Below are 23,885 nucleotides of genomic sequence, written 5' to 3'. Positions count from 1 at the left end.
ACCCAAGTATCACGTTTCTCAATTATTCCACCTCATTAGTATGGAAGCAAAGCCTTCTATTATAACATAAAAATAATTCTGCAAGAGGTCTAATAAAGGAGCCGTTACGCAGTCTAGAAGGATACGAGTTAAGCGTTGCCACAAATCATCTGGGTCATTTCCATATTGTGCAACTTGATGCTAAAGGATCTGAAGGCAAAACATCTTCTGTTTCCGTACATCGGTGCTAATCCCTTGGGGAGTAATTCCTTGCTAGAATGTGTCGTTTATGGCAAAAGAACTGGAGCTGCGATCGCCCAATTTGTGCAAAAACGGAAGTTGCCTTCTGTAGATGAGCAACGCTATGTAACGGAAGCCCAGCAACAAATTCAAGCTTTGCTAGAACAACCAGGACAGTACCGCATTAACCATGTCCGTCAAGCCTTCCAGGATTGTATGACTCAGTACTGTGGTGTTTTCCGCACTGAGGCATTAATGAGTCAAGGGTTACACAAATTAGAAGAATAGCGATTACGGAATTTGCCGTTTGACGATTAGAAGTTCCGGGCAGATGTAGTAACTCGGTGATGTAAAATCCTGAGGATAGTAAAAGGTGATTAACAGAGTCTGAATAGAATGGTACAGGATAGGAAGTCAACGGTTGTAATCACAGGCGCCTCTTCAGGGGTCGGTTTGTACGCTGCCAAGGCTCTTGCTCAAAAGGGATGGTACGTAGTGATGGCCTGTAGAGATATAGCGAAAGCTCAACTTGCAGCCCAATCTGTGGGAATCCCCTACCAGGGCAACTACACTATCATGCATATCGACCTTGGCTCAATGGATAGCGTTCGACAATTTGTGAAGAACTTCCGAGCAAGCGGTAACTCCCTAGACGCTTTGGTGTGCAACGCCGCAATTTATATGCCTTTGTTAAAGGAGCCATTGCGAAGCCCAGAAGGATTTGAGTTAAGTGTTGCGACAAATCACCTTGGACATTTCCTTTTGTGTAACTTAATGCTAGAGGATCTGAAGAAGTCATCATCTTCTGAGCCAAGGCTGGTAATTTTAGGAACTGTCACCCACAATCCTGACGAACTAGGTGGGAAAATTCCGCCGCGTCCAGACTTGGGGGATTTGCAAGGCTTTGCAGAAGGATTTAAAGAGCCAATCTCGATGATTGACGGCAAGAAATTTGAACCAGTCAAAGCTTACAAGGACAGCAAGGTTTGCAATGTGCTGACTATGCGGGAACTGCATCAGCGCTATCACGAGTCAACTGGTATCGTCTTCAATTCTCTCTATCCGGGATGTGTTGCAGAAACACCGCTATTCCGAAACCACTATCCCCTGTTTCAGAAAATCTTCCCATTATTCCAGAAGTACATCACTGGGGGATATGTGTCTCAGGAGTTGGCGGGAGAACGGGTTGCGGCGGTAGTTGCCGATCCTGAGTACAATCAATCTGGTGCTTATTGGAGTTGGGGAAATCGCCAGAAGGAACATGGCAAGTCCTTTGTTCAAAAGGTTTCTCCTCAAGCGCGTGATGATGACAAAGGCGATCGCATGTGGCAACTAAGCGCCAAGTTGGTTGAACTTGCATGATGGAAACTGCCATGTCTTCCCTAAAGGCACATTCCCAAACGCTATATGAGACTGATTACTTGCAATGCATAGAAACGACTGTGGAAAAATTGCAAGGTCAGGATTATGCGAAGGTGGATTGGGAGAACGTCATCGAAGAAATTGCCGACATGGGAAGGAGTGAGGGTCGAAGTTTCAAGAGTAATTTGATTGTAATTCTGGTGCATTTGCTCAATTGGCAATTTCAACCGCAAAAAAGAAGTGGTAGTTGTAAAGGAAGCATTATTGAACATCGTAGACGTGTTAAAGAAGCTCTAGATGATTCGCCTAGTCTCAAATCCTATCTTGAAATCGTTTTTGTAGAGTGTTATGCACAAGCAGTAAACCAAGCAAAAGCTGAAACTGGTTTGTCAGTGAAATCCTTTCCTGTGGTATGTCCATACCAGCCACCAGTAGTCACAGATGATGAGTTTTTACCTCAGTAACCACTGAATCGGGCTGTATGTGCCGCTTTAGTCTCTATTCCCTAATCTTGACTTCTACCTGTAACAGATGTACAATTATAATCGCATAGAAGGGGAGTAGCTGCTGGCAAAAAAACTTCAAAGCCAGTACATCTGAATCAACATACTGGCGATGAGCCTGGTTCAGGTGGCAAGTAGTAAATATTTGAAAGCGAGACCTTCACTAAGTTCACACCGAAAAGTGTAAACTTGGTGAGGTCTTTTGGTTCTCATCAAGCTTCACATCGGTAAACGATTCTTCAGGAGCTTGAGAGAGTGTTAACAGCTTTTACCGCAGCTTTATTATTAATTACAGTTTCAGAATTAGGCGATAAAACATTTTTTATTGCTGTGATTTTGGCAATGCACCACCCGCGGCGACTAGTATTTACAGGTGTGACAGCCGCTTTAGCCGCGATGACAATCCTTTCGGTGCTATTTGGACAAGTGGTATCTTTGTTACCGAAAGTTTATATTCATTACGCCGAAATAGCTTTGTTTATTGCCTTTGGTATCAAGCTGTTATATGACGCTAGTAAGATGTCCGCAGCGGCTTGTGATACAGAAGTTGTACAAGAGGCCGAAGCTGCGGTGAAAAAAGCAGATTTGCAGCTGCCAAAGCAAAAGACTTCCTTGGGAATTGTAATAGAAGCCTTTGTGTTGACATTTATGGCAGAGTGGGGCGATCGCACCCAAATTGCCACCATTGCCCTAGCAGCCGGAAATAATCCAATTGGAGTGACAATAGGTGCAATTTTCGGACATGCCATTTGTGCTGTGATCGCAGTTATCGGCGGAAAAATGATTGCCGGACGCATTTCTGAGCGTCAACTTACCCTAATTGGCGGATGCCTGTTTTTGGTCTTTGGTGTTGTTGCTGCCATTGAAGGAGCGTGAGGGGATGAGGGGGACGAGGAGACTGGGGAGTAAGAATTTTAGATTTTAGACTTCGGCTACGCTAAGTCGAACGATTTTAGATTAAAGAATTGAAATTTAATCTAAAAGACGCTCTCTACGAGACGCTCTTGCTAGCTTGCTTCCCCGTTCGCGTAGCGTCCCGTAGGGAAAGGGTACGCGGACTAGCTCTAAGCGTTGGCGCAACGCCTCTAAGAGTTGCCATGCCGCAGGCTTTACGCTGCGCTATCATCAATTCCATTATCCAAAATTGAATTGCCCAATGCCCATTACTTGGGAGTGCTCTCCAATGATGGTGCGGGAGATGCAGCAGGATTTGGGATAGGGGAAGCCGTTGCTGCGTTTTTAATTTCATCTTTGTACTGAGCAGGTGCTAAAGCTGCGGCACTATTAAACAAAAGTTTTGCATCTGCGTCTTTGCCCTGTTGTTTTAGGAGCATCGCTTTTGCCACAACAGGGCGAAAATCCTCGGGATCTTTCTTAATTGCTTGGTCATATACAGAGCTAGCTTGAGCGTAGCGTTTCTGGGAAGCGTGAACAGAACCTAACAGTACTTGTACAGCTACTGTATCTACACTTCCAGATTGAATTGTATTTGCTTGGGCTGCGTTAGAGAGGGTTTCTTGCAGCAAACCAATGGCCGCTTCTGGGCGTTGCTGACTGATCAACAGAGCCACCATTCCTTGTAAAGCCTTCAAATCGCCTGGTTTCGTGGACAAAACCGAGCGGTAAGCTTGAGCGGCTCCTTCGCGATCGCCAATTTGCTGTTTGGCTTGAGCCAGTAGCACTGAATATTCTGACTGTTCGGGATTCAGCTTGGCTAGTTTTTCTAAAGGTTCAATGACGACTTGAATATCAGCTGGTTTAACCTCACTTTTTTCTTTTTGACTCAGTAGTTGTAGTCGCGCCTGCAATAAGCCTTTAAGCGCAGTCTGATTTTCTGGTTCCCTTTGCAAAACCTGTTCATAACCCCGTACTTCGTCTTCCAGTTTTGATTTTTGGTCAGCGGAGGGCAAAGTGCCTCTGGTGCTAGCGATATTCTGGTTTGAGAGTGGTGTATTATTAAATGCTCCAATTATGGGAATCACTGAAACACCTACAAAAGCAAGAATTGCCAGCGCTAAGACGACTTGAACTATCCAACGATTGCGCGGTTGAGACACAATTTTGTCTTTCTCCTAAATTTTAATGACATTATCATTTACACAAATCGTAAAGTTAAAAATTTCCAAAACTTTGCGGAATACCGCCAATTGCCTGTGAATTTTATAACAATTAACTATCTACACTGCTAAAGTAAGTGATGACTTTAGGAGGAGCCGTCAGAATTGTAGCTATGATATGCTTCCGAAACTAGTGTAAAGGCGCTAAATTACACATTTAGTGTATAAACACTAAATTTAGCGCCTTTAGTATTGTATAGAGTACCCTAGTGTGACTTTGTGAAAAGCAAATATATTTTCATTAGTCGCACAAATGCTCTTTCCAGCTGCCTTTGTAAAATCCCACAATGGGATGTGTCTGTGCCGCAAGGAGTTTTTATGAATTCCGACCTGATGCCGTTGCCTGAATCCTCCAATTCTTCTGCCTCTAACCAGGGCCCAACTAACGTAGAGGCAGCCGCTAATGTTCACATAGCAGCCCACTCCTCTAAATCTGAAAATTCGCCTGTCAAACCCAGTGAGACTGACTCAAATGATGGGTTTGCCAATCGACAGCAACCGATTCCGCCTCCCAGCGAACCGATGCAGTACCGAGCGATCGGGTTAGTCCGGGGTCGCTATCATGCTAGCAGCGAACAATTTACTCAAGGTACGCTGCTGACCAAAGATGGTGTAGAACTCAATGCCGTCCTCCTAGGCCGGATTATGAGCTTAGTTAAAAATCACCTAGACTTAGAAAAAGAACATTTGTGGGTGGTATATCCACGCACAAGACAAGAAAATGATACCTTGCACATCCAAATCGTCGGAGTTTGGGAGCCAGAAAATCTGGCTAAAAACTCAATAGATGAGGACGAGTCCGACTTAGAGTTGCAAGAGGTACAGACCCCTGATCATGGCTTATCCGAAAACTCTGAATTAAGTACAACTGCCTTAATACCCTCATCAGAAGTTACAGATGGTGGTTTTTCTGTTCGTGGTGAGGTAGTATACCAGTCTTTTGACGCTAAGAGCTTAGTAGTCAAAATTAGGCAGGCTGCACGCAAACCAAATGACAAACCCAAATATTTTAAGTTGAAATTGAGGGGTGTGCTGACCACCAAAGCAGTAGGAAAGTTCTGGGACTTCCAAGCCAAGCGGGAAGCTGACGTTTTGATAGTAGAAAAAGCTGAGGCGATCGCTGACTTGCCCAAAAAACGCAAACCACCATTCAAAGGTGGTCCTCGTGCTGGTGGTAGTGCTGCTGGTGGTAGAAAACCATTCCCCCCCAAACGCAGTGGCGAAACCCCTCGTCCCATCAAGAAAACAGGCGCAAGCGGCGACTCTTCTGTAGTGTCAAAACCTATACCAAAAACGCCCGCTCCTAAGCCCATCAAGCGACCAAAACCAAATCAAGAGTAGGGCTTTGGGCATGGGGCAATTCAATTTTAGATTTTGGATTGATGATTTTAGATTAAATTTCAATTCTTTAATCCAAAATCTAAAATCTAAAATTCTTACTCCCCAGTCTCCGATATCAAAAATCCGTTCGACGGTCTTGGGGTAGAAAAGATCGCTCCATCGGAATCGGGGAAACTGGTTCTGTAAGGGTAAACGTACCTGCTTCGATCCACTTTTTCAGTTCTAGGGCGACTTGCCTAGAAAAAAACAAACTCGCTAAAGGGGCAACGCGTACTGCTTTGCCCTCAATGGTGATGCTCCCAGACTTGAGTTGAGCGTAACTTACTAAACCAAAAGTGGGACGGACGCGCCGGGGAATAGAAAAATCTACTATTGGGGCTACTAAATCTTTATTTTGCACGGCACAGTGTTCAACTACTTGTTCATTTAATACAGGCAGTGGTACACCAACGCCTAACATCAAAGAAGGACCATAACTTTTGAAATAACAACCTCGCACCCAATGAGCATCCATTTGCTTGGCATCACCAATTAAAGCTAAAGTGGCGGAAGGTCCAATCGGTGTCCGATTAGCTAAACGCTTTTGTAAAGGGAAGTGCTGAGTGCCTTCCCAAGCGACATAGCCAACACCGCCGCCTAAAAAAATTCTTGTACCTATACCAACGAGTTGCAAATCGGGGTCGTTGAATAAGGGGGAAATAGCACCGGGATTAGAGTAAACGGCATTCCCCAGACGCGGTTGTAAAGGACCGAGGTAAGTGAAGAGAGGGCGATCGCCACCATTTACCCCAACAATAAAATTTTGATAAAGATTGCGTGGATTGAATAAATAAAACTGATTAATCGTGTCACTAGTAACTGTAGTTTCAAAAGTTGCTCTAGGATAACAATCTGTTACTTGTCCCTGTGCTTTGACGTGTATAGGTTTACCAGCGATCAAATCTTCGATTACATGACCCCCGCCGCGTTCTCGGACTTCTTCCCCATCCATCGTTTCCACAGCACAACTCGCACCCAAATATAAATCTACTGCCCCAAAACCAGAGTATGCTGGCACGCCATCTAACCAGCAACGGCGAATTTTTATCGGGGGGTCAGTGTGTCCGAGATTGATAATTGCACCACTTGATTCCATCGGCTCAAACGTGCCAGTGGTAATTACATCAACTTCTTTAGCAGCTTTAGTAACACCGATTTCTACAACTCGTGCTTTTAATTCTTCAGTTGTCAACACTACCGCACGTTGGCGGCTGATTTTCTCATTAATTTCGGCAATTGTTCGCATTTTATCAGTGCTAGTGCTTCCTGTCTTCCTCTTTGAAGGATATCTTGATAAATCACAGACTCTTGCATAATTTCTTCTGGAAATAGTCGTTGCCAATCCTACACGACAGCTTAAACCCCGTCCATTTTGAAAAGGAGGAGTTTTTAGTGAGAGCATATTATTCTATCGTGGCTTGAGTTCTGAGCTTTACCTTGATTTCAAAAAACTACGGTTTTCAAGGTTTCACCTAGCCTATTCATCTAAGCCCCAATTTGAACTATAGGCGAGAGGCAATCATTCACTTCGATTGAGTTTCTCTCTTAAAAGAGCTTCTATCTCACTCTCAGGATTGTCAAGATCAAAAGGATAAGGTTGTTGTGTAGCAGAGTCACTACGACTCATCAAAACTTGTAATGCAGTCCGAAACGCTTCTTCCTCATTCCTATGTTCTGAAAGATATCGTTTCAGTTCAGTATTGGTCATCTGGTTTAGGTTCTGCATCATACAACAAATTTCCAATTCCCAATTATGCAATGTTTTGAAGACAAGCACAGTTGTTGAACTAATTAAACTTATCTTTGTATATACATAGAATATCCTCAACTTCATAAGGTGGAAGATGCTTGAGTTCGTCCGGTAAAGTATCCATTTCGATTGCATGACCTGCTATATCTAGACTTAGTGCAGATGCGCCTTTACGAACTCCGCGATGAAGATAAACCTTTTCAGGAAATAAGGTGAGCTTTGCACCAATTCTGAACGATGTATCGTAAACGTATAGCTCACCAATACCACAAACTTTATGTAGTCTTGTTTTGACTAGTTCGTGAATTTGGTCAAATGTTCTGCATTGCTGAAAGCTATTAGTCATAGTAGGCAAGACCATTTTGGCTCTAATGCTGATGGTTTGATACGCCATTGGTGTGAATAACGCCTTCCTCGGTGATCTTTTGCTATCGCAGCTAACTCAATGGCTTGAATCAAAGAAGACTGGCTTCCAAACCAATTAATTTCATTAATTGTATTTTGCTGATGTTCTTTTTCGTAATGTCTAATGATAGCTATAAAGTTTGGCATATATATCTATTGATTATGAATATACAGAAAATTAAAATATATTCAGGAGATAGGAATATTATTGCTTAACCCTACATCCTATCTCCGAAACACTAGCTAATACTTACGCTCTTTTGGCTCAAACATGGTAATCGCCACGGGTCGATATTGAATATCAATTCCTGCTGGTGAATAGTAAGCCATTGTGTGTTTCAGAAAGTTGGTATCATCTCGCTGGGAATAATCTTCGCGGAAATGAGCGCCACGACTTTCTTGGCGATTTAGGGCTGATGCCAAAATCGTCTGTCCCACTACCATCAAACTACGCAATTCCAAAGCTTCCACAAGTTCTGTATTCCAGCAACTGCCTTTATCATCTAAATAAATTTGCGGAAATTGCTGTTGTATTTCTTCTAATTTGTGTAACCCTTCACTCATTAATGCCTCAGTGCGGAAAACACCACAGTACTGAGTCATACAATCCTGGAAGGCTTGACGGACTTGGTTAATGCGATACTGTCCTGGTTGTTCTAGCAAAGCTTGAATTTGTTGCTGGGCTTCCGTTACATAGCGTTGCTCATCTACAGAAGGCAACTTCCGTTTTTGCACAAATTGGGCGATCGCAGCCCCAGTTCTTTTGCCATAAACGACACATTCCAGCAGGGAATTACTCCCCAAGCGATTAGCACCATGTACGGAAACACAAGAAGTTTCGCCAGCTGCAAAGAAAGCATCAACTAGACCATCACCACTGCTGCGGACTTGCCCATCAGTATTAACTGGGATACCACCCATACAATAGTGAATTGTCGGGCGGACTGGCATAGGTTGAGTTACCGCGTCAACACCTACCAAACGGTGTGCTTCTTCCCAACAGAAGGGGACGCGACTCATAATTTTTTCTTTGCCCATGTGCCGTAGATCCAGATAGACAAAGGGGCCACCAGCGCTACCATTGAGATGAATACCACGATCAGCACGAATTTCATAAGCGATCGCTCGTGAGGTAATATCACGAGGAGCTAGTTCCATGCGGCTGGGTGCGTAGTTCGCCATAAAGCGATCGCCTTCACTATTAATCAGATACGCCCCTTCTCCCCTTACCGCTTCTGAAATCAGCACCCCTACCGGATATAAACCAGTGGGATGAAATTGGACAAATTCCATATCTTCGAGAGGCAAACCTGCGATCGCAGTCATTGCCAAACCATCACCCGAAGAAGCGTAATCATTAGAGGTGGTGTTATAAACGCGGCCATAGCCTCCGGTGGCAAACATCACCGCCTTAGCCCGTACCACCTCGATATGTCCATCCAAAAGATTGAACATTACCACACCCTTGGCCTCATTTTCTGACAAAATCAGACGCATCACGTACCATTCTTCATAAACTTGTACACCATAACGCCGCAGGTTGTTAACCAATTCGTGCAAAATCGCATGACCGGTCTTGTCCGCAGCGTAGCAAGTGCGGTTGTGGGAATGTCCGCCAAAAGCCCGTTGGGCAATGCGCCCATCAGGTAAGCGAGAGAACAAAACGCCCATGTGTTCCAAGTCAATCACCACATCTGGCGCTTCCTGGGCGAGAATTGCCACAGCGTCTTGGTCTGCCAAGTAATCAGAACCCTTGACAGTATCAAAGGCATGTGCTTCCCAACTATCTTCTGAATCAACATTTTTCAACGATGCAGCCATACCACCTTGAGCCGCGACCGAGTGGGAACGAATTGGGTGGGTTTTAGCAACCACAGCAATATTTAAACTAGGGTCAGTGCGGGCAATTTCCACAGCAGCACGACATCCCGCTAATCCACCCCCGACAATAATCACATCATGTTCCAGCATAATTAGCCCCCGACTGCAAACCACTGCTGTTCTATTGTAGAGACGTGATTAATCAGGCAGTGCGTTGGGGAGCATCCCAATTTTGCCAAAATACACAGGATTGGTACAAAAACCCTTTATAAACTCTTTCCTTTGCAGTTCATAATTTTATTCTCCTGTCTAAGTCAAAATACCATATGAAAGAAAGTAAACTTGCATATTTAGGAGGCTCCCGTGCGTTGCAACAGTGGCGTCTCTCCAAAAAAATTCCCTGCCTGTAGACAGGGATGTTATTACAAATTTTGAAATTAAGAGTCAAAAGTTAAAAATGAAGGGTTATGGGACAGATGGAGTGACTTCTAACTCCTGTACAGACGCGATTAATCGCGTCTACTCCTAACTCCTAACTCCTAATTCCTAACTCTTTAGCTAGTTGCTTGTACAGGTTGTTGCTGAGACACATTACCTGGTATGGGTTCCATTTTGGTTCCCGGTCCTACAGGAGTGACTTCAATATGATTTAACAAGGTAGTGACAAACGCAAACAACAAGAAAGGTAGCGAAAGCAGAACGACAAGACCCGCTGTTGCTAAAGCGTACACGGGTCGCTTGGCACCCATCAGCGCCAAGGCTGATGCCAAACTTAGGGTAATTGTAATCAACCAAACAATTATTTGACCGTAGATATCACCGAAAGTCAGGGTACAGACAAACCGATACTTTTGAGTATTATTTCCGCTCATCACATTTGCCTCAAGTCTCTCCTAATAGGTTCTACGTTAGAACCATGTTTACCTTCTAGACAATTTCTAAATATTTTTGCAAGCTTCGTAATATCACTTCACAATCAACTTTTTTGTTGTTACAAAACACAATTACTAGTACAGCATGGCGTAAATAGACCAACCATACTTTATGGGAAACCCTTCTCCTGTAGTCATCGCAGCTTGGAATTCTTCCCCTTCCCTTGTACTATGGTGTACACACAAGTCTTAAAAACATAGTAATACAAGAGTGTGTTATGCCGTAGGCTAACGCACCATCCTGGATTCAAGCCAATGTCCTGAACAGTTGGCACAAAGACTAAGTACAGCATTTCATTAATTATATAGCGAACTAAATTTAGCAATATGTTGCAATGCCAATGTATCCCGATACAATGTTAATGCATCGGCCGCATTGTGAATGCGTCTTTCTGCAATGCCAATGCATCCCAATGCAATCTTAATGCGTCGGTCACGTTGTGAATGCGTCTTTCTGCAATGCCAATGCATCCCAATGCAATCTTAATGTGTTGGCCACATTGTGAATGTGTCCCCTTGCAATGTGAATGCATCCCGATACAATGTTAATGTTAATATGTTCCCTTGCATTAAAGACGCTACGCTTTTACGCAAAACTGGACTAAGAAAGCTCAGTGTTGATATAGACTAAGTTTTTTGGTAAAAGTTTTCGCAATCCTGATCACCTCCTCAACAAATAGACTATTTGCTTAAAGCCAAGATAATTTTTGTCATTTGTCAAATTCCGGATATTTAGGATATAGTATTTAATTTTTTGTTGGGAAATATTAACTAGATAAATCCAGCAAAGTCAGGATGTAAAAACCGATTTTTTGATGTTAAATTTTGAGTATTGCCCGAATTTGTTGACTTAAATCAACAAAACCCTTTATTTTTCGTGGCAATATTGTTTTAGGAGTGAATGTGAATACTATTTTTCTTCGTAAAGGTGTTTTTTGGTTGCCAAGTATAGCTGCTCTTACAGTCCTGAGTAGCGGCTTATCTGCAATTGCCCAGACAGTTGATAAGGTGAGCAGTCAGCCATTAACCGACCCTTCCGCAACCGTGGCGTCTCCCAACGACTTTAGTACAGAACTAGACACTGCAAGCCAAAATCTCTTTACAGAAACAACTGAAACATTTACAGTCACAAATTTAGCTAAGGTACAGCAGCCCCCCAACGCCACAATACAGGAAAACGCCAGTGTAACGCCTACACCTATTCCAGGCACAGTGGCAACCTCATCTGCAACGCTCACTTCTGAATTTATACAACCAACTTCTCAAACTACTGCTCAACCATCTGCTCCCAAAGTGGCGCAATCAGATATTGATTTAGGTAGAACTACCACCCGTGGTGGCAGCAGCTATATTGGCGTCGCTGCTAACATTGGTTTGAGTGGTGGTGGTGACTCATCTTTGGGCGACGGTAACTTCGCCGTAGTCAGCAAAATCGGACTGACAAATTCTATATCGGTGCGACCCTCAGCCGTATTTGGGGACAACACTACTATTCTACTTCCGATCACCTACGATTTTACCTTCAAATCAGCAGATGCTTTTAGCGAACCGTTAGCTATTGCACCTTACGTCGGAGTGGGTGGAGCTTACAAAACCGGTGATGATTCCCAATTTGCCTTTTTAGTAACTGGTGGGATTGATGTGCCTCTAACTCCTCAATTCACCGCAACGGCCGCTGTGAATGCCGGATTTTTTGATAAAACTGATGTAGGCTTGTTGTTAGGAGTTGGTTACAACTTCACTGGCTTTTAAGCTCGACTTTATCCATTTTTTTCGCAACGTGATTGCTATCGCTGAAACCTCTGTGGTTCGGAAATTTTACTTTTTTAACTTCATCGATAATCTGTAACGTGGAAAAAGTATTTGCCGAAAAACCAGGGTTTTTGCCGGATAAAGAAAACCGAGTTCTTAATTTTGGATAAAGTCGAGTTAAGAGGATGTTTGGAAAGTCGTAAAGTATACTATAAACTCTGCTTCCATTCCTCTTTCCTAAAAGGTCGAGAGGCTTTGAAACCCCGATTCACTTGTAGAGAATCGGGGCTGGGAGTTAGGTTTTCGAGATTTTAGTGTTAGCAATAATACTTTTAAAACATCCTTTAAGAGTTAGGAGTTATGAGTTAGAAGTTAAGAGTTAGTAATGTTTCACTCATAACTCATAACTCATAACTGCTAACTTTCTATTTGGGGGTAACTTTGCCAATTACTTTGATTTTGCCATCGTCTCCCACTGTCCAAACATCGTATACACCGACTACATCGCCGTTAGCATCAACATCTACGTTACCACTGGCTCCTTGATAGTTAATCTTCTTACCATCTTTAAGTAACTTCAGTCCCTCGCAGACATCAGTAACTTCTGTACCAGGTCCATCAGCGACTTCACGGATTTTACTGGCTATACCAACACCTGTATTTTCTTTAGCAGCTTGTGCTGCCAACGTCAATAAGGCAGTTGCATCCCAAGTTTGAGGAGCGTATTCCCCTGGTGCACTACCCTTTTTATCCTTCCACAGCTTGTTGAAAGCTAAGAGTGCTTTACCATCAGAACCAGGTACTGTACCGATCGCTCCACTTAAGATATACTTGCCGTCACTACCTTTGCCAACTTGTTCTGGAAAAGTAGGTGATTTCACACCATCTGTAAGCAGAATCTGCACACCCTTAGCCACACCTTGCTGATAGGCGGCTTTCAAGAACAGACTGCCAGTTTCAGCGTATAATACGGCCAGCACTGCATCTGGCTTACCAGCAAATGCGGCAGCTGCTTCTGTATCAAATGTCTGCGCTTTTGGGTCGTAGCGAACAGGCTTATCTTTATTAACGATGGTTCCACCCAATTTTTCAAAAGTTTGCACAAATGCCTTTTCAAAGCCAACGCCATAGTCATTATTAATCACGACTGTAGAAATTCGCTTGAAACCTTTTTGATTGGCAAGTTGGGCTAATGCCAGTGCTTGGTAAGTATCCGGGGGAGCAGTACGCGCCCAAAAGCCTTTAAAATCACCCTTTTGGGCCTTTTCAGTAAAGACGGGACTGGTACTACCAGGAGAAACCAGCATAACTTTATTCGGGGTGGCAATGGAGACTGCTGCACTAGAAACACTACTGGCAAAGGAACCAACTACACCTGCTACTTTATCTAAAGTTGCTAATTTGGTCATACCCGCAGCACCAGCTTTGGGGTCAGTTTGGTCGTCTACTTGCACCAAAGTAACTGGTTCGCCATTGACACCACCGCAAGCGTTGACTGTATCGACAAGTAAAGGGACAGAACCTAGCATCTGTTGTCCCACAGAAGCCAAGTCGCCTGTTGTCGGTAGCAGGGAACCAATTTTTAGTCCTTTAGCACTGCTAGTGGTAGTTGAATCTGCCGCTGGGGTAGCGGTACTTCCATTGTTAGCTGTGCCATTGGGGGTACTAGTATCACCACAAGCCCCAACTAAGAACCCGATTGTTAGGATAGCTATACTGAAGGTTAAGGCGTCGCTAATTTTTTTCATAAATCACTTTTACTCCTCAGATATTTAGAAGCCTAAAAGTAAGATTCAAACTAGATTTGTAATTTAGCTGGATCTTATCAAGACTCCAAAAGACAAATCATATCATCCATCTTTGGGAGTAGAAGTATTTACCCCTACATTAATATTTACTTTTCTACACAAAAGATACTGCGTGTATCAAAAGCTGGAAAACGGAGAGGGAGGGATTCGAACCCTCGGTACGGAGTTGCCTGCCGTACAACAGATTAGCAATCTGCCGCTTTCGACCACTCAGCCACCTCTCCTGACTTACGAACATAAATGTTAGCAGACTTCTTGGGAAGAGTCAATAGTCATTTGTTATCAGTAACAACAAATGACTAATTGCTCAAAGGACTTGTGATCGCATCCAAGCTACGGGCAAAGTGCGTAATTTTTTCCACTGGGGAACGTAAGCCCGCCGACTGAATACATCGTAATTGTTGCGTTCTATCACCTCCAAAATCTGACCGTACAACATTGATGCTGCCCACACGGGCCAACGGGCATCGGTTGCTAGATAAGTAATTCCCTGGTCGGACGTGGTATAGAATTGGCGGGCCCGATCAATTTGAAAGCGCATCAATGCCCGCCAACGCTCATCTACCACACCTTTGAAGAAGTCTTGCTCGGTGTAGTTGAATTTTGCCAAATCCTCAAGGGGAATGTAGATTCGTCCCCGTCTGGCATCTTCTCCCACATCCCGCAGGATGTTGGTGAGTTGATTGGCAATTCCCAGAGCGATCGCTTCTTCTGTGGGAATATATGGTTGTTTGTTCTGACGCCACGGAGCTGTATATATAGTGCTATCCACACCCATAACTGCTGTTGACATTAAGCCAACAGTGCCAGCAACGCGGTAACAGTAGAGGTATAACTCCTCAAAGGTTTCATAACGACTGCGATATAGGTCCATCCGCTGACCGGCAATCATATCCCGAAAGGGCTGAATGTCCATCGAAAAGCGTTGGAGAGTATCAACTAAAGCGACATCGTAGTTTTCTAATGGGCGTCCCGCAAAAATCGATTCCAGCTGCTGTTCCCATAGGTCTAGGGTTTCTGGCGTGGTAATAGCAGATGCGGGCCCATCCACCAATTCATCTGTACGGCGACACCAAGCGTAAATTGACCAAATAGATTGACGTTTTACCGGACTCATCAGCAAAGTACCCAGGTAAAAAGTCTTGGCATACTTTGCTGTGAGATACCGGCAAAGTTTGTATGACTCGTCTACAGAGACCAGCGTTTTCATGCGCGGGGGGGAATCAGGCAGTTGCAGCATTCGTTGCGGGCGGTCGGGTGAGCGTTTGCAGGTTTGAGGAATTTGCTACCGGGAGAGCCTCAGAAATTGCCTGCGCTGTCAGCTTACCAGAAAGTACGGCACCTTCCATACTGCCTAAGTAGCGTTGCATGGTATAACTTCCGGCGAGATAGAAGTTGGCAATGGGCGTAACTTGTGCGGGACGGTACTGTTGACGACCAGGGGTCGCTTTGTAAACTGAACGCGGCGTTTTCACCACATGAGATTTTAGCAAGGTTGCTGGGTTGTCTCCTCCAAAGTGGTCGGGAAAGAGTTTTTTTAACTCGGCAATCGTTGCAGCCACAATCTCCTCATCGGATTTGGCAATCCAATCTTTTGCCGGAGCTAGAACTAATTCCAGCATCGAGCGATTGGGGTTGGCGTATTCACGGCAGGTATTGCTCATATCAGCATAAACGCTTAGGAGGGGCGATCGCGAAAATAGCAAGTGATCAATTTCTGTAAGTTTCCGGTCAAACCACAGATGCAGGTTAATCACTGGTACTCCTTCCAAACCTTCTAGCTTCTTGAAAAACTCCATTTGCTTCCAAGGCTTAGGCAACATCACTTTCAGTGGGTCAACCGACATGGCAGATACATACACATCAGCCGTGAAAACTTCATCTTCCGTCCCATTTAACCCTCGAATCAAGTATGCTTTCACCGTGCCATCGGCGTTGAGCAAAATCTCTTTCAAGGGGGCATTCAACCGTACTTCCCCACCACGTTCTCTGATGTAATCTACGATCGGGCTGCATAGACGTTCTGTTGGAGAACCATCCAAAAATGCAATCTTGGAGCCATATCGTTCTTGCAGAAAGCGATTCAATGCAGTTAACAGGATCGTTGCAGAAACTTCATCAGGATTGACAAAGGTGAGTGCTTTACATGCGGCGATAAAAACGTCACTAGTTACTCGTTCGTCAACACCTTGCCTTTTCAACCACTCTAAGAAGCTGTACTTGTCCATGTCTTCAACATACTTCTGACCCCGCACCACTGCTGGAAGTAGTCCAATTGCAAACCGAATCTTTTGCTCCCAAGTCAACATGTCTTTGTTGCGAAGAATCGATGCTATGACGTTGAAAGGAGATGGAATATCTGGAACATCAAAACGTGAGAGTCTCCCAGGTTTGTCTGGTTGATTGAAAATCAGCGTATGCTCTTTCCACTGGAGTCTATCTTCAATGCCCAACTCCTTAAGCAATTGGAGCATATTAGGATATGCCCCAAAGAAGGCGTGTAACCCGGTTTCGTACCAGTCGCCATCAGAATCTTTCCACGCCGCAACCAAACCACCCAAAACGTCCCGGCTTTCCAAGACAATGGGAGTATGACCTGCGTCCGTGAGATATTTCGCGCAGGAAAGTCCTGCTAGACCAGCACCCGCGATCGCTACTCGCATTTAACCCTAATGCCCTTCAATATTTCTTAATGGTTTTGTCGATTTTCATTATACGTTGCAATCCGTTACATTTGGCAGTTATTGTGCGATCGCTTCCCTAAAAAATTTCTGTAAAAGCGAATTTTACCTGACATACACCTACCAAAATAAATTGCCAATATCATTGTCAGCAATGGGTTTGCCGCGTGTATTTCATCTAGATTTACATTACCAAATCTCAACAAACAAAAGTCATTCCTTTGACTGAGAATGGCTGGTTACAAACTCTTGTCTTAAAGTAGTTGATTTCTTTGGTAATCCGTGTATCTGCTCTAAAGAAATATTTAGGGCATTGGTAAAGCCTGCTAGTTAATATCCAGGTTACTTTCAATCGGCAAACACTTAATTAATGTAGTTATAAGGACTAAATATATTTTTAATTAAGTGTTATTACTGAAGCAATTGAGTTATAATTGTGGAAACTGAAGGGGAAAATTATACCACACAATTTACTAAATATATTTCAGTAGAGAAGCTGCTCGGAAGTCGTGCTGCATCCCATAGTCCGTTCGGGCAAATTCTATTTGTAATATTAAACGGTCTTTATGAGTAGGAGTAATTCCTTTATGAAAACAAAGTGGATCTTCCGCAAATCCAAAACCAGCTTTGCCACAAATCTTTACTAAAGATTCAGAACCATAATAATCGCTGATATCTTGATCTGTCTCTCGTTTACGTAGCCAAACATGTGATGGCTTCTTCTTCTTGTGACTACCACGAACACAGACATGAGGACCGCTTTGATCATCTACATCAGTCAAATAAAAGAAAAACTTCAGAAAACGATAATCGTCTATATCGTAGTGAAATAATTGAGCAGCTTGACTTTTTTGACGATATGTTATGTCACCTGAAAAACTCCACCACATCAGATTTCCTTGATGTACTGCTTGAGCATCTAAATATTTAGTAGCTATTGCCAATAACTTTGGATCATTTTGAAGTTTTTTTATAGCAGGGCAGAGTAAAGACGTATTAAAATAACTACCGATGATAAAATGTCTGCCTGACTTAGTTTGTGCTTGTTCCTTTTGATCATAAAAAAAACCCATATTTGTTTTTCTATTGCCATAACAAACTGTTGAATGAGCAAATTCGACTATTTCCTTAACAATATCTTGGGATAAATTAATTTCTAAATATAAACCTTCGGTTTTCAAGGTGTTAACAACGTCATCTACATTCACATCTGGAAAATAACAATCGCTCTCATTGAGAACGGATGAATATAATTTAACTGAACGTTTTAAGAAAAATATCATCATAGCTCGCCCAGTTTTAAATCGAGCAATTTTACGCATTAAAAGCCATTTAGGATTTTTAGTCAATCCTTTGTAATTTTCATAACAAATATCATAAAATTTTGAATAAATTCTATTTAAATAGTTATTGAATAAACTTATAGACATAAGTCTCCTGAGATTTAGATGGTAGGATGCGTTCATGGGGTGACTTCAAAGGAGAATCACAAAAATGCTTTTGCAGAAAAACTAATTTATACTTATGTAAGTAATACCATGTAATACACATTTTAATTGTTAAAAATCAATAATAATATTTGCTGATAGTATATTTACTGTTTCTTTTTACAAAGTTAGTATTTTTTAAAGAGTTAGTCAGAGGTTGAAGGGTATTGAGCATAAAGCATTGTTCAAGAAGCGGGACAAACACAAAATTCTTCCCCTTTAGCACCTCTGCCCCCCTGCCTCTTAAAAGTCCCCACTCTCTATAAAAGTGTAGAATCAGGGTTTATGTCTTTTAGGTTGAACATCCCAAGTTGTTTACTACACAACTATAGGTAAAGAATTATGCCAATATCACAGCGGTTAAAGCGCTTTGGACATCACCTGATTCTAGGTATTTCCAGCACTACATTAAGCGATGATGATAAACGTGCACTCAATGAATTGAGACCGATTGGGGTGATCTTTTTTGCTAAAAACTTTCTGGATGGCACCCCTTATGAGGTTTGGCTGGAAAGCTTCAAGGATTTGAACAGCCAGATACGAGAATATACTGAACGTGATTCAATGTTTGTGACTCTAGATCATGAAGGAGGTCGTGTAATTCGTACACCACTGCCGATTACCCGATTTCCTCACGCCTTGTTGCTGCGATCGCACGCACGTGAAGTAGCAAAAGCCACATCTTTAGAACTCAAATCACTGGGAATAAATTTATCCTGGGCACCTGTAGCAGATGTTTTTTCCCATCCCAATAACCCTGTGATTGGGCCTCGCGCCTTTGGTAACACTCCTAATACTGCTACTCAAGGTGCCTGTGACTACTATCTTGGACTTCGAGAGTCAGGAATTTTGGGATGCGCCAAGCACTTCCCTGGACATGGAGACACCAGCAAGGACTCTCATATCGAGCTACCAATACTTAATCTGACTCTAAAAGACCTGCGACTTCGAGAACTTATACCCTTCAAAGCGCTAATCAAATTACAGATTCCTTTGATTATGACTGTCCATATCTTATTTCCCAAGATAGATGCTGATGTACCAGCAACCCTTTCTAAGGCTATCCTCAAAACCATACTTAGAGAGGAACTTGGCTTTAAGGGAGTAGTTGTATCTGACGACTTGGATATGAAAGCTATCTCAGATATATTTACTAAAGCTGGTACTGTGGCGCGGTCATTTCATGCAGGCTGCGACTTGTTTATTGTCTCACGCAATATCAATTCATCATCTATTGAAAGAACCTATCAGATTGCTGAAGATTTCCTTGATTCCCTCAACAAGGGTAGCTTAGACCAATCAGTAGTGGAAGCAGCCAGAAAAAGAATCGATAAACTACTGGCAGTAACACCGCAATATCCCATCTATGCTTTGGATAAAGATATACTATTGCAACATGCACAACTAGCGATCGCTAGTTCCTATTCATAATGGGTGGTATAGGGGTCGAACCTATTTATGTGGGTTAAAAGCCCGCTGCACAGCCGTTATGCCAACCACCTTGATTAATTTAAATAAAGAAATGAGCCGCTGCGATCGTATTACATTACAAGCCTTGTAACACACAATGCTAGATATAAATCCACCAGGGAGGTACTGCCCCTCCTATTTCTGTGTTATCAGCACAGTGCCTCGCTTTTCGGCTTCAGGTGGAAAAGAGGAAGATGGAGGAATCGAACCCCTACAATTGCCCATACCCTGGTTTTCAAGACCAGTTGATCCATTCAGCAGCATCTTCCATTGAGGGGCGCCTGACCGGACTTGAACCCGCTATGACCGGTTCCACAAACCAGCGCCTCGACCACTTCGGCTTCAGACACCATCAGTGGAATCAATGGGAATTGAACCCATAATCTCCTGCTTGCAAGGCAGGCGCTCTATCCATTTGAGCTATAACCCCATCAAACAAGTAAAAAGAGCAAAGAAAGAGAAATAATTAAATTTTGACTTTTAACTTTTGACTTGTTTAAGCGGGAGTGGTAGGACTTGAACCCACAACTTTCGAGGTAGAAGCTCGAAGCTCTATTCCATTGAGCTACACTCCCAATATTTGGTAATCCTGGCAGGAATCGAACCTGCAACCCTTTGCTTGTAGGGGAATTACTCTACCGTTGAGCTACAGGATTACGCAAGCGAGTGGAGGGACTTATTCGCGCAGCGTTCTCGAAGAGTACCCACGCACTGAGTATGGCGTACTCAGATGCTACCGACTACATCACACCCGCAAGTTTCAGAGCGGACGGCGAGATTTGAACTCGCACGAAGACGTTGGAAGCGTCTCATGCTGCCGTTACATCACACCCGCATTAGTCAAGCTGGTAACAGGAATTGAACCTGCAACCTACTGATTACAAGTCAGTTGCTCTGCCAATTGAGCTACACCAGCACTGTTTTTGGTGACGAGGGCAGGAATTGCACCTGCTGATGTGAGGCTTATGAAACCTCCAAGCCACTTTTGCTTCATCCCCACAAAATCACCAATACCCCTGACTGGATTTGAACCAGCAACCTCTTCGTTCTAAGCGAAGCGCCTCTTCCGTTGGGCTACAAGGGTAAAGTCTGAGTGGCAGGGATTGAACCTACGACTTGGAGTTCCCGAAACTCCCGCGCTACCAACTGCGCCACACCTAGATATTTTGGTACTCTCGACAGGATTTGAACCTGCAAAAAACTAGATTCTCGGTAAGCGTGCGTCTTCCATTCCGCTACCAGAGCTTAGTACCTCTGACAGGAATTGAATCTGCAAAATCTGGACTCTGATTCCAGCACGTATGCCACGTTCCGTGATAGCGGCATATCGGGATGGCAGGACTCGAACCTGCGACTCCATGCTCCCAAAGCATGGCTTCTCGCCACTGAATTACATCCCGTTGGTACTCCTGGTGGGAGTCGAACCCACAAACAAACAGATTTTAAGTCTGCCACCTCTTCCAATTGGGCTACAGGAGCAAGTTTTGGTACTCTTGGTGGGAATTGAACCCACAACATACCGTTTTTGAGACGGCAGCCTCTTCCAGTTGGGCTACAAGAGTAAAGTTTGGCAGCCCCACCAGGACTCGAACCTGGAATCTTCGCCTTCAAAGGGCGCGATGTTGCCAATTACACCACAGGGCTTTATTGCCAGGGCAGGGTTTGAACCTGCAACCTCATCGTTCAGAGCGATGCGACTTACCAATTCGTCCACCCGGCAATGAATGGCTGCCTCAGTAGGACTCGTAGATGCGAAGCGGCTTCCCGCAGGGTACCTACAACCGCGAGGTTAACAGCCGCTTGCTCTACCATTGAGCTATGAGGCAACGAAGCCCCCCAGGTCGGAATCGAACCGACGACCTCCTGTTCTTGTCTTTCAGACACGCTACGCGAACAGACAGGCGCTAACTACCAACTGAGCTACCGGGGGATAAAAGAAGAGATCATGTAACGAGAGCGGAGGGATTTGAACCCTCAAATCTTCAGTTTCGTAGACTGATATGTTATCCAGTTACACCACACTCTCAAGGCAAAGAGGACAGGATTTGAACCTGCGACGGGTATTAACTACCCGCTTCCTCTTAGCAGGAGGACGCTTTCAGCCACTCAGCCACCTCTCCACAGTGGGTCGAGCAGGATTTGAACCTGCGTGCAAAAAAGAACAGTTTTACAGACTGTCGCCTTCAGCCAGACTCGGCCACCGACCCATAATCATTCCCTCGACGAGAATTGAACTCGCATCTGTGCTTTGAAAGAACACTGACTTAACCATTCGTCCACGAGGGCATAATTGACTGAATTTAAGATTTTAAATTTTAGATTTTGGATTAAAAAATTTAAAACCCAAAATTGTCTGACACAGGGACTAGGATTTGAACCTAGAACATCGGATTTGGAGTCACGAGGTGTTGCCGTTACACCATCCCTGCATTTGGTGGCAGCGGCGGGATTTGCACCCGCATATACCAGGGTATGAACCTAGTGCTCTGCTGGTTAAGCTACGCTGCGATCGCACCAGAGGCTGAGGTGAGATTTGAACTCACGATATCGGTTTTGCAGACCGACGCCTTCGACCACTTGGCTACTCAGCCATTTGGGAGTCCCGACGAGATTCGCACTCGCAATCTTCAGTTTGAGGAGGCAGCGCGTTGCGGAGGTTCCCGACGCTCGATGACTCGCTAACGCTGCGCTATCCGTTGTAGCGACTGCCGTAGACTGACGGCTTAAACTATTCGCCTACAGGACTGCAACCAGGGTGACGGGATTTGAACCCGCAACATTTCCGCAGACAACGGAACGCTCTAGCCAGTTGAGCTACACCCCGATTTTTTGGAATCTATGCCTAAACTTTTAGGTTTTGAGGCACAGATTTTTGGTGAACTTGCCCATTTATTATTTAGTTTTCAAGGTTCAGAAAACTTACTTTTTACTGTTAGAAACTGTTAGTAAAACAACCGAAACTCTAGGTAGCAAGCCTGTTGTATATTCCGGATGTATTCAGTGGTTTTGATGAGTGCAAAATTAAAATTTTTTTCGTTTACTGCCTCTACTTACGATGGTTTGCAAGTAGGAGCAGCTTTGTTAACTGAGGACTCTGGTTTATTCCAACACCTGTCCTTTAGTTGTATGTAGAACATGACTTTGACTCTTGGAAAGCTTGTCCTTCCCCTCACTACATTTATACTACAAAATACTACAAAAAGTGTCAAGGGGTTTTAGAAAGTTTTTTTAAAATTGTCTAGAAAAGCTTTTACACTTAGATTTGAACTTGCTAACCTTTCTTAAAAGTCAAACTACAGATTATGATTGGGTGAGTTTTTAAAAGCCTGACGTGACAGACAACCACCTCAAGCGACAAAGGATAATTAGTTTTGTCGCGATCGCCTCTACGATTACAGCTTGTAGTATTGCCCCAGGCACTTCCCCACAATTGGGGTTGAACCAGCCAGTGAGCAAAAGCCATACTCCACAAGTTCAAAATCATCCAGTAAAGGGCCAAATTAATGCTCAACTATCGCCATCAGCCAAAGTAGAAAACCCTACCTTTGCAGTCCCAGCTAAATTTCAGGGAAAAACAGTTTATCAAGTGCATCCCAGGAACAATGAGAAGGTTATTGCTCTAAGCATTGATGATGGTCCCTGGCCAAAGACAACCTTACAAATGCTGGATATTCTGAAGCAAAATGATGTTAAAGCAACATTCTTTTGGGTAGGACAAGCCTTACAAGCAAATCCCGACCTAGCCAAGCGCGAAGTAGCTGAAGGATACGCCATTGGTAACCATACTTGGCATCATTGGTATCGGCGAATGGATCAAGCCACAGCCAAGAGTGAAATTGATCGCACATCTGACCTGATATACAAAACTACAGGAGTCAAAACTGCTCTGTTTCGTCCTCCTGGAGGCTTTTTAAATAATGGACTAGCCGCTTACGCTAAAAGCCAGAAAGATGCTGTAATTATGTGGTCGCTAACTTCAGCCGATACTGACCCTCACGCGAAACCGCAAGCATTTGTAAATAATGTCTTGAAAGGCGCGAAACCAGGTTCTATTGTTTTGATGCATGACGGTGGTGGCGATCGCCGAAGAACTGTAGAAGCTTTGCCACAAATCATCAGCGGACTCAAACAGCAAGGTTACCGATTTGTGACAATTCCCGAACTTCTAAAAATGGGGCAATAAAGGGTGAGAAATTCT

18 protein-coding genes, 26 tRNA genes and 2 pseudogenes are annotated in these 23,885 nt (G+C 43.7%); 9 read left to right on the top strand and 37 right to left on the bottom strand.

Features of this window, described 5'->3' with window-relative positions; genetic code table 11:
- Positions 1-89 precede the first annotated feature (89 nt).
- The 5 genes and pseudogenes from V7K21_RS30650 to V7K21_RS09825 form a co-directional block, all read left to right on the top strand.
- Positions 90-195: pseudogene (locus V7K21_RS30650) on the top strand (protochlorophyllide oxidoreductase); the annotation flags it as partial.
- Positions 195-504, top strand: a pseudogene (locus V7K21_RS09840) (succinate dehydrogenase/fumarate reductase flavoprotein subunit); the annotation flags it as partial. The pseudogenes V7K21_RS30650 and V7K21_RS09840, both read left to right, overlap by 1 nt.
- A gap of 111 nt (positions 505-615) precedes the next feature.
- Positions 616-1,581: a protochlorophyllide reductase gene (locus tag V7K21_RS09835; protein ID WP_335173694.1), complete on the top strand. Its 966-nt coding sequence runs from the start codon at positions 616-618 to the stop codon at positions 1,579-1,581.
- Positions 1,578-2,045: a DUF29 domain-containing protein gene (locus V7K21_RS09830; RefSeq protein ID WP_335173692.1), complete on the top strand. Its 468-nt coding sequence runs from the start codon at positions 1,578-1,580 to the stop codon at positions 2,043-2,045. Before V7K21_RS09835 ends, V7K21_RS09830 begins: the two co-directional genes overlap by 4 nt.
- Positions 2,046-2,339: 294 nt before the next feature.
- A complete protein-coding gene (locus V7K21_RS09825) occupies positions 2,340-2,960 on the top strand; it encodes a TMEM165/GDT1 family protein (protein ID WP_335173690.1) in 621 nt (206 codons plus the stop codon).
- 287 nt (positions 2,961-3,247) lie between these two features.
- Here the strand turns inward: V7K21_RS09825 and V7K21_RS09820 are convergent, their stop codons facing one another.
- Positions 3,248-4,141: a tetratricopeptide repeat protein gene (locus V7K21_RS09820; protein ID WP_335173688.1), complete on the bottom strand. Its 894-nt coding sequence runs from the start codon at positions 4,139-4,141 to the stop codon at positions 3,248-3,250.
- Between the two features lie 378 nt (positions 4,142-4,519).
- Here V7K21_RS09820 and V7K21_RS09815 point away from each other — a divergent pair, with 378 nt between their 5' ends.
- The gene (locus V7K21_RS09815) at positions 4,520-5,542 is read left to right on the top strand and encodes a hypothetical protein (RefSeq protein ID WP_334795776.1); all 1,023 of its coding nucleotides are present in this window, start codon (positions 4,520-4,522) and stop codon (positions 5,540-5,542) included.
- A 115-nt stretch (positions 5,543-5,657) separates the two neighbouring features.
- Here the strand turns inward: V7K21_RS09815 and V7K21_RS09810 are convergent, their stop codons facing one another.
- The 6 genes from V7K21_RS09810 to V7K21_RS09785 form a co-directional block, all read right to left on the bottom strand.
- On the bottom strand, positions 5,658-6,827 hold the full coding sequence (locus V7K21_RS09810) for a homocysteine biosynthesis protein (RefSeq protein ID WP_334795774.1): 1,170 nt from the start codon (positions 6,825-6,827) through the stop codon (positions 5,658-5,660).
- Between the two features lie 273 nt (positions 6,828-7,100).
- On the bottom strand, positions 7,101-7,310 hold the full coding sequence (locus V7K21_RS09805) for a DUF6887 family protein (protein ID WP_335173686.1): 210 nt from the start codon (positions 7,308-7,310) through the stop codon (positions 7,101-7,103).
- A gap of 58 nt (positions 7,311-7,368) precedes the next feature.
- On the bottom strand, positions 7,369-7,692 hold the full coding sequence (locus tag V7K21_RS09800) for a hypothetical protein (protein WP_335173684.1): 324 nt from the start codon (positions 7,690-7,692) through the stop codon (positions 7,369-7,371).
- On the bottom strand, positions 7,674-7,883 hold the full coding sequence (locus V7K21_RS09795; RefSeq protein ID WP_335173682.1) for a hypothetical protein: 210 nt from the start codon (positions 7,881-7,883) through the stop codon (positions 7,674-7,676). The genes V7K21_RS09800 and V7K21_RS09795 overlap by 19 nt, the downstream gene beginning before the upstream one ends.
- A gap of 96 nt (positions 7,884-7,979) precedes the next feature.
- Positions 7,980-9,707 carry a succinate dehydrogenase/fumarate reductase flavoprotein subunit gene (locus V7K21_RS09790; protein WP_335173702.1) on the bottom strand — a complete coding sequence of 576 codons (1,728 nt, stop codon included), beginning with the start codon at positions 9,705-9,707 and terminating at the stop codon, positions 7,980-7,982.
- 404 nt (positions 9,708-10,111) lie between these two features.
- Positions 10,112-10,429: a hypothetical protein gene (locus tag V7K21_RS09785; RefSeq protein WP_273765957.1), complete on the bottom strand. Its 318-nt coding sequence runs from the start codon at positions 10,427-10,429 to the stop codon at positions 10,112-10,114.
- 963 nt (positions 10,430-11,392) lie between these two features.
- Here V7K21_RS09785 and V7K21_RS09780 point away from each other — a divergent pair.
- Complete coding sequence (locus V7K21_RS09780) at positions 11,393-12,241, top strand: hypothetical protein (RefSeq protein ID WP_335173680.1); 849 nt, start codon at positions 11,393-11,395, stop codon at positions 12,239-12,241.
- A gap of 425 nt (positions 12,242-12,666) precedes the next feature.
- On the opposite strand, the gene V7K21_RS09775 is transcribed toward V7K21_RS09780, so the two are convergent.
- From V7K21_RS09775 to V7K21_RS09755, 5 genes are all read right to left on the bottom strand, one after another.
- Entirely contained in the window at positions 12,667-13,989 is a 1,323-nt protein-coding gene (locus tag V7K21_RS09775) for an ABC transporter substrate-binding protein (protein ID WP_335173678.1), read from the bottom strand.
- Between the two features lie 192 nt (positions 13,990-14,181).
- Positions 14,182-14,273: transfer RNA gene (locus V7K21_RS09770), tRNA-Ser, on the bottom strand.
- A gap of 83 nt (positions 14,274-14,356) precedes the next feature.
- Positions 14,357-15,289, bottom strand: coding sequence for a 15-cis-phytoene synthase CrtB (gene crtB, locus V7K21_RS09765; RefSeq protein ID WP_335173676.1), 933 nt, complete (start codon positions 15,287-15,289; stop codon positions 14,357-14,359).
- Positions 15,273-16,712, bottom strand: a complete 1,440-nt coding sequence (gene pds / locus V7K21_RS09760; RefSeq protein WP_335173674.1) for a 15-cis-phytoene desaturase — start codon at positions 16,710-16,712, stop codon at positions 15,273-15,275. Before pds ends, crtB begins: the two co-directional genes overlap by 17 nt.
- A 491-nt stretch (positions 16,713-17,203) precedes the next feature.
- Complete coding sequence (locus tag V7K21_RS09755; RefSeq protein ID WP_335173672.1) at positions 17,204-18,160, bottom strand: phytanoyl-CoA dioxygenase family protein; 957 nt, start codon at positions 18,158-18,160, stop codon at positions 17,204-17,206.
- Between the two features lie 399 nt (positions 18,161-18,559).
- Between V7K21_RS09755 and V7K21_RS09750 the strand changes: the two genes are divergently transcribed.
- On the top strand, positions 18,560-19,648 hold the full coding sequence (locus V7K21_RS09750) for a glycoside hydrolase family 3 protein (RefSeq protein ID WP_335173670.1): 1,089 nt from the start codon (positions 18,560-18,562) through the stop codon (positions 19,646-19,648).
- Here the strand turns inward: V7K21_RS09750 and V7K21_RS09745 are convergent.
- The 25 genes from V7K21_RS09745 to V7K21_RS09625 all read right to left on the bottom strand — a co-directional run bounded on the left by V7K21_RS09745 (position 19,649) and on the right by V7K21_RS09625 (position 22,511).
- A tRNA-Lys gene (locus V7K21_RS09745) sits at positions 19,649-19,718 on the bottom strand.
- A gap of 157 nt (positions 19,719-19,875) precedes the next feature.
- A tRNA-OTHER gene (locus V7K21_RS09740) sits at positions 19,876-19,956 on the bottom strand.
- An 87-nt stretch (positions 19,957-20,043) separates the two neighbouring features.
- Positions 20,044-20,117: transfer RNA gene (locus V7K21_RS09735), tRNA-Ala, on the bottom strand.
- Positions 20,118-20,188: 71 nt separating this feature from the next.
- A tRNA-Arg gene (locus V7K21_RS09730) sits at positions 20,189-20,262 on the bottom strand.
- A gap of 6 nt (positions 20,263-20,268) precedes the next feature.
- A tRNA-Val gene (locus V7K21_RS09725) sits at positions 20,269-20,343 on the bottom strand.
- Positions 20,344-20,451: 108 nt separating this feature from the next.
- Positions 20,452-20,522, bottom strand: a tRNA-Gly gene (locus tag V7K21_RS09720).
- An 8-nt stretch (positions 20,523-20,530) separates the two neighbouring features.
- Positions 20,531-20,603: transfer RNA gene (locus tag V7K21_RS09715), tRNA-Thr, on the bottom strand.
- Between the two features lie 95 nt (positions 20,604-20,698).
- Positions 20,699-20,771 (bottom strand) — tRNA-Leu (locus V7K21_RS09710).
- 4 nt (positions 20,772-20,775) lie between these two features.
- Positions 20,776-20,848, bottom strand: a tRNA-Pro gene (locus tag V7K21_RS09705).
- Positions 20,849-20,854: 6 nt separating this feature from the next.
- Positions 20,855-20,932, bottom strand: a tRNA-Leu gene (locus tag V7K21_RS09700).
- A gap of 82 nt (positions 20,933-21,014) precedes the next feature.
- A tRNA-Pro gene (locus tag V7K21_RS09695) sits at positions 21,015-21,087 on the bottom strand.
- A 1-nt stretch (position 21,088) separates the two neighbouring features.
- Positions 21,089-21,166 (bottom strand) — tRNA-Leu (locus V7K21_RS09690).
- 6 nt (positions 21,167-21,172) lie between these two features.
- Positions 21,173-21,249, bottom strand: a tRNA-Leu gene (locus V7K21_RS09685).
- Between the two features lie 6 nt (positions 21,250-21,255).
- Positions 21,256-21,331 (bottom strand) — tRNA-Gln (locus V7K21_RS09680).
- A 3-nt stretch (positions 21,332-21,334) separates the two neighbouring features.
- Positions 21,335-21,407: transfer RNA gene (locus tag V7K21_RS09675), tRNA-Gln, on the bottom strand.
- Between the two features lie 5 nt (positions 21,408-21,412).
- Positions 21,413-21,513, bottom strand: a tRNA-Asn gene (locus V7K21_RS09670).
- A gap of 6 nt (positions 21,514-21,519) precedes the next feature.
- Positions 21,520-21,617 (bottom strand) — tRNA-OTHER (locus V7K21_RS09665).
- 21 nt (positions 21,618-21,638) lie between these two features.
- Positions 21,639-21,713, bottom strand: a tRNA-Arg gene (locus V7K21_RS09660).
- A gap of 4 nt (positions 21,714-21,717) precedes the next feature.
- Positions 21,718-21,807 (bottom strand) — tRNA-Ser (locus V7K21_RS09655).
- A gap of 4 nt (positions 21,808-21,811) precedes the next feature.
- A tRNA-Tyr gene (locus tag V7K21_RS09650) sits at positions 21,812-21,894 on the bottom strand.
- Between the two features lie 7 nt (positions 21,895-21,901).
- Positions 21,902-21,972 (bottom strand) — tRNA-Glu (locus tag V7K21_RS09645).
- A 72-nt stretch (positions 21,973-22,044) separates the two neighbouring features.
- A tRNA-Trp gene (locus tag V7K21_RS09640) sits at positions 22,045-22,116 on the bottom strand.
- A 3-nt stretch (positions 22,117-22,119) separates the two neighbouring features.
- Positions 22,120-22,195: transfer RNA gene (locus V7K21_RS09635), tRNA-Met, on the bottom strand.
- A 10-nt stretch (positions 22,196-22,205) separates the two neighbouring features.
- Positions 22,206-22,278: transfer RNA gene (locus V7K21_RS09630), tRNA-Cys, on the bottom strand.
- Positions 22,279-22,437: 159 nt separating this feature from the next.
- Positions 22,438-22,511: transfer RNA gene (locus tag V7K21_RS09625), tRNA-Asp, on the bottom strand.
- Between the two features lie 507 nt (positions 22,512-23,018).
- Between V7K21_RS09625 and V7K21_RS09620 the strand changes: the two genes are divergently transcribed.
- Positions 23,019-23,870: a polysaccharide deacetylase family protein gene (locus V7K21_RS09620; protein ID WP_335173667.1), complete on the top strand. Its 852-nt coding sequence runs from the start codon at positions 23,019-23,021 to the stop codon at positions 23,868-23,870.
- Positions 23,871-23,885 lie beyond the last annotated feature (15 nt).

It is taken from the genome of Nostoc sp. (assembly GCF_036919595.1).
Lineage (GTDB): Bacteria > Cyanobacteriota > Cyanobacteriia > Cyanobacteriales > Nostocaceae > Nostoc.
This window is presented reverse-complemented; position numbering and strand designations above follow the sequence as displayed.

What these genes read in the sequence shown, in the direction of transcription:
- V7K21_RS09835 (WP_335173694.1), top strand. Translation starts at nt 616, where the DNA reads ATGGTACAGGATAGGAAGTCAACGGTTGTAATCACAGGCGCCTCTTCA.
- V7K21_RS09830 (WP_335173692.1), top strand. Translation starts at nt 1,578, where the DNA reads ATGATGGAAACTGCCATGTCTTCCCTAAAGGCACATTCCCAAACGCTA.
- V7K21_RS09815 (WP_334795776.1), top strand. Translation starts at nt 4,520, where the DNA reads ATGAATTCCGACCTGATGCCGTTGCCTGAATCCTCCAATTCTTCTGCC.
- V7K21_RS09810 (WP_334795774.1), bottom strand. Translation starts at nt 6,827, where the DNA reads ATGCGAACAATTGCCGAAATTAATGAGAAAATCAGCCGCCAACGTGCG.
- V7K21_RS09805 (WP_335173686.1), bottom strand. Translation starts at nt 7,310, where the DNA reads ATGATGCAGAACCTAAACCAGATGACCAATACTGAACTGAAACGATAT.
- V7K21_RS09800 (WP_335173684.1), bottom strand. Translation starts at nt 7,692, where the DNA reads ATGGTCTTGCCTACTATGACTAATAGCTTTCAGCAATGCAGAACATTT.
- V7K21_RS09795 (WP_335173682.1), bottom strand. Translation starts at nt 7,883, where the DNA reads ATGCCAAACTTTATAGCTATCATTAGACATTACGAAAAAGAACATCAG.
- V7K21_RS09790 (WP_335173702.1), bottom strand. Translation starts at nt 9,707, where the DNA reads ATGCTGGAACATGATGTGATTATTGTCGGGGGTGGATTAGCGGGATGT.
- V7K21_RS09785 (WP_273765957.1), bottom strand. Translation starts at nt 10,429, where the DNA reads ATGAGCGGAAATAATACTCAAAAGTATCGGTTTGTCTGTACCCTGACT.
- V7K21_RS09775 (WP_335173678.1), bottom strand. Translation starts at nt 13,989, where the DNA reads ATGAAAAAAATTAGCGACGCCTTAACCTTCAGTATAGCTATCCTAACA.
- crtB (WP_335173676.1), bottom strand. Translation starts at nt 15,289, where the DNA reads ATGCTGCAACTGCCTGATTCCCCCCCGCGCATGAAAACGCTGGTCTCT.
- pds (WP_335173674.1), bottom strand. Translation starts at nt 16,712, where the DNA reads ATGCGAGTAGCGATCGCGGGTGCTGGTCTAGCAGGACTTTCCTGCGCG.
- V7K21_RS09755 (WP_335173672.1), bottom strand. Translation starts at nt 18,160, where the DNA reads ATGTCTATAAGTTTATTCAATAACTATTTAAATAGAATTTATTCAAAA.
- V7K21_RS09750 (WP_335173670.1), top strand. Translation starts at nt 18,560, where the DNA reads ATGCCAATATCACAGCGGTTAAAGCGCTTTGGACATCACCTGATTCTA.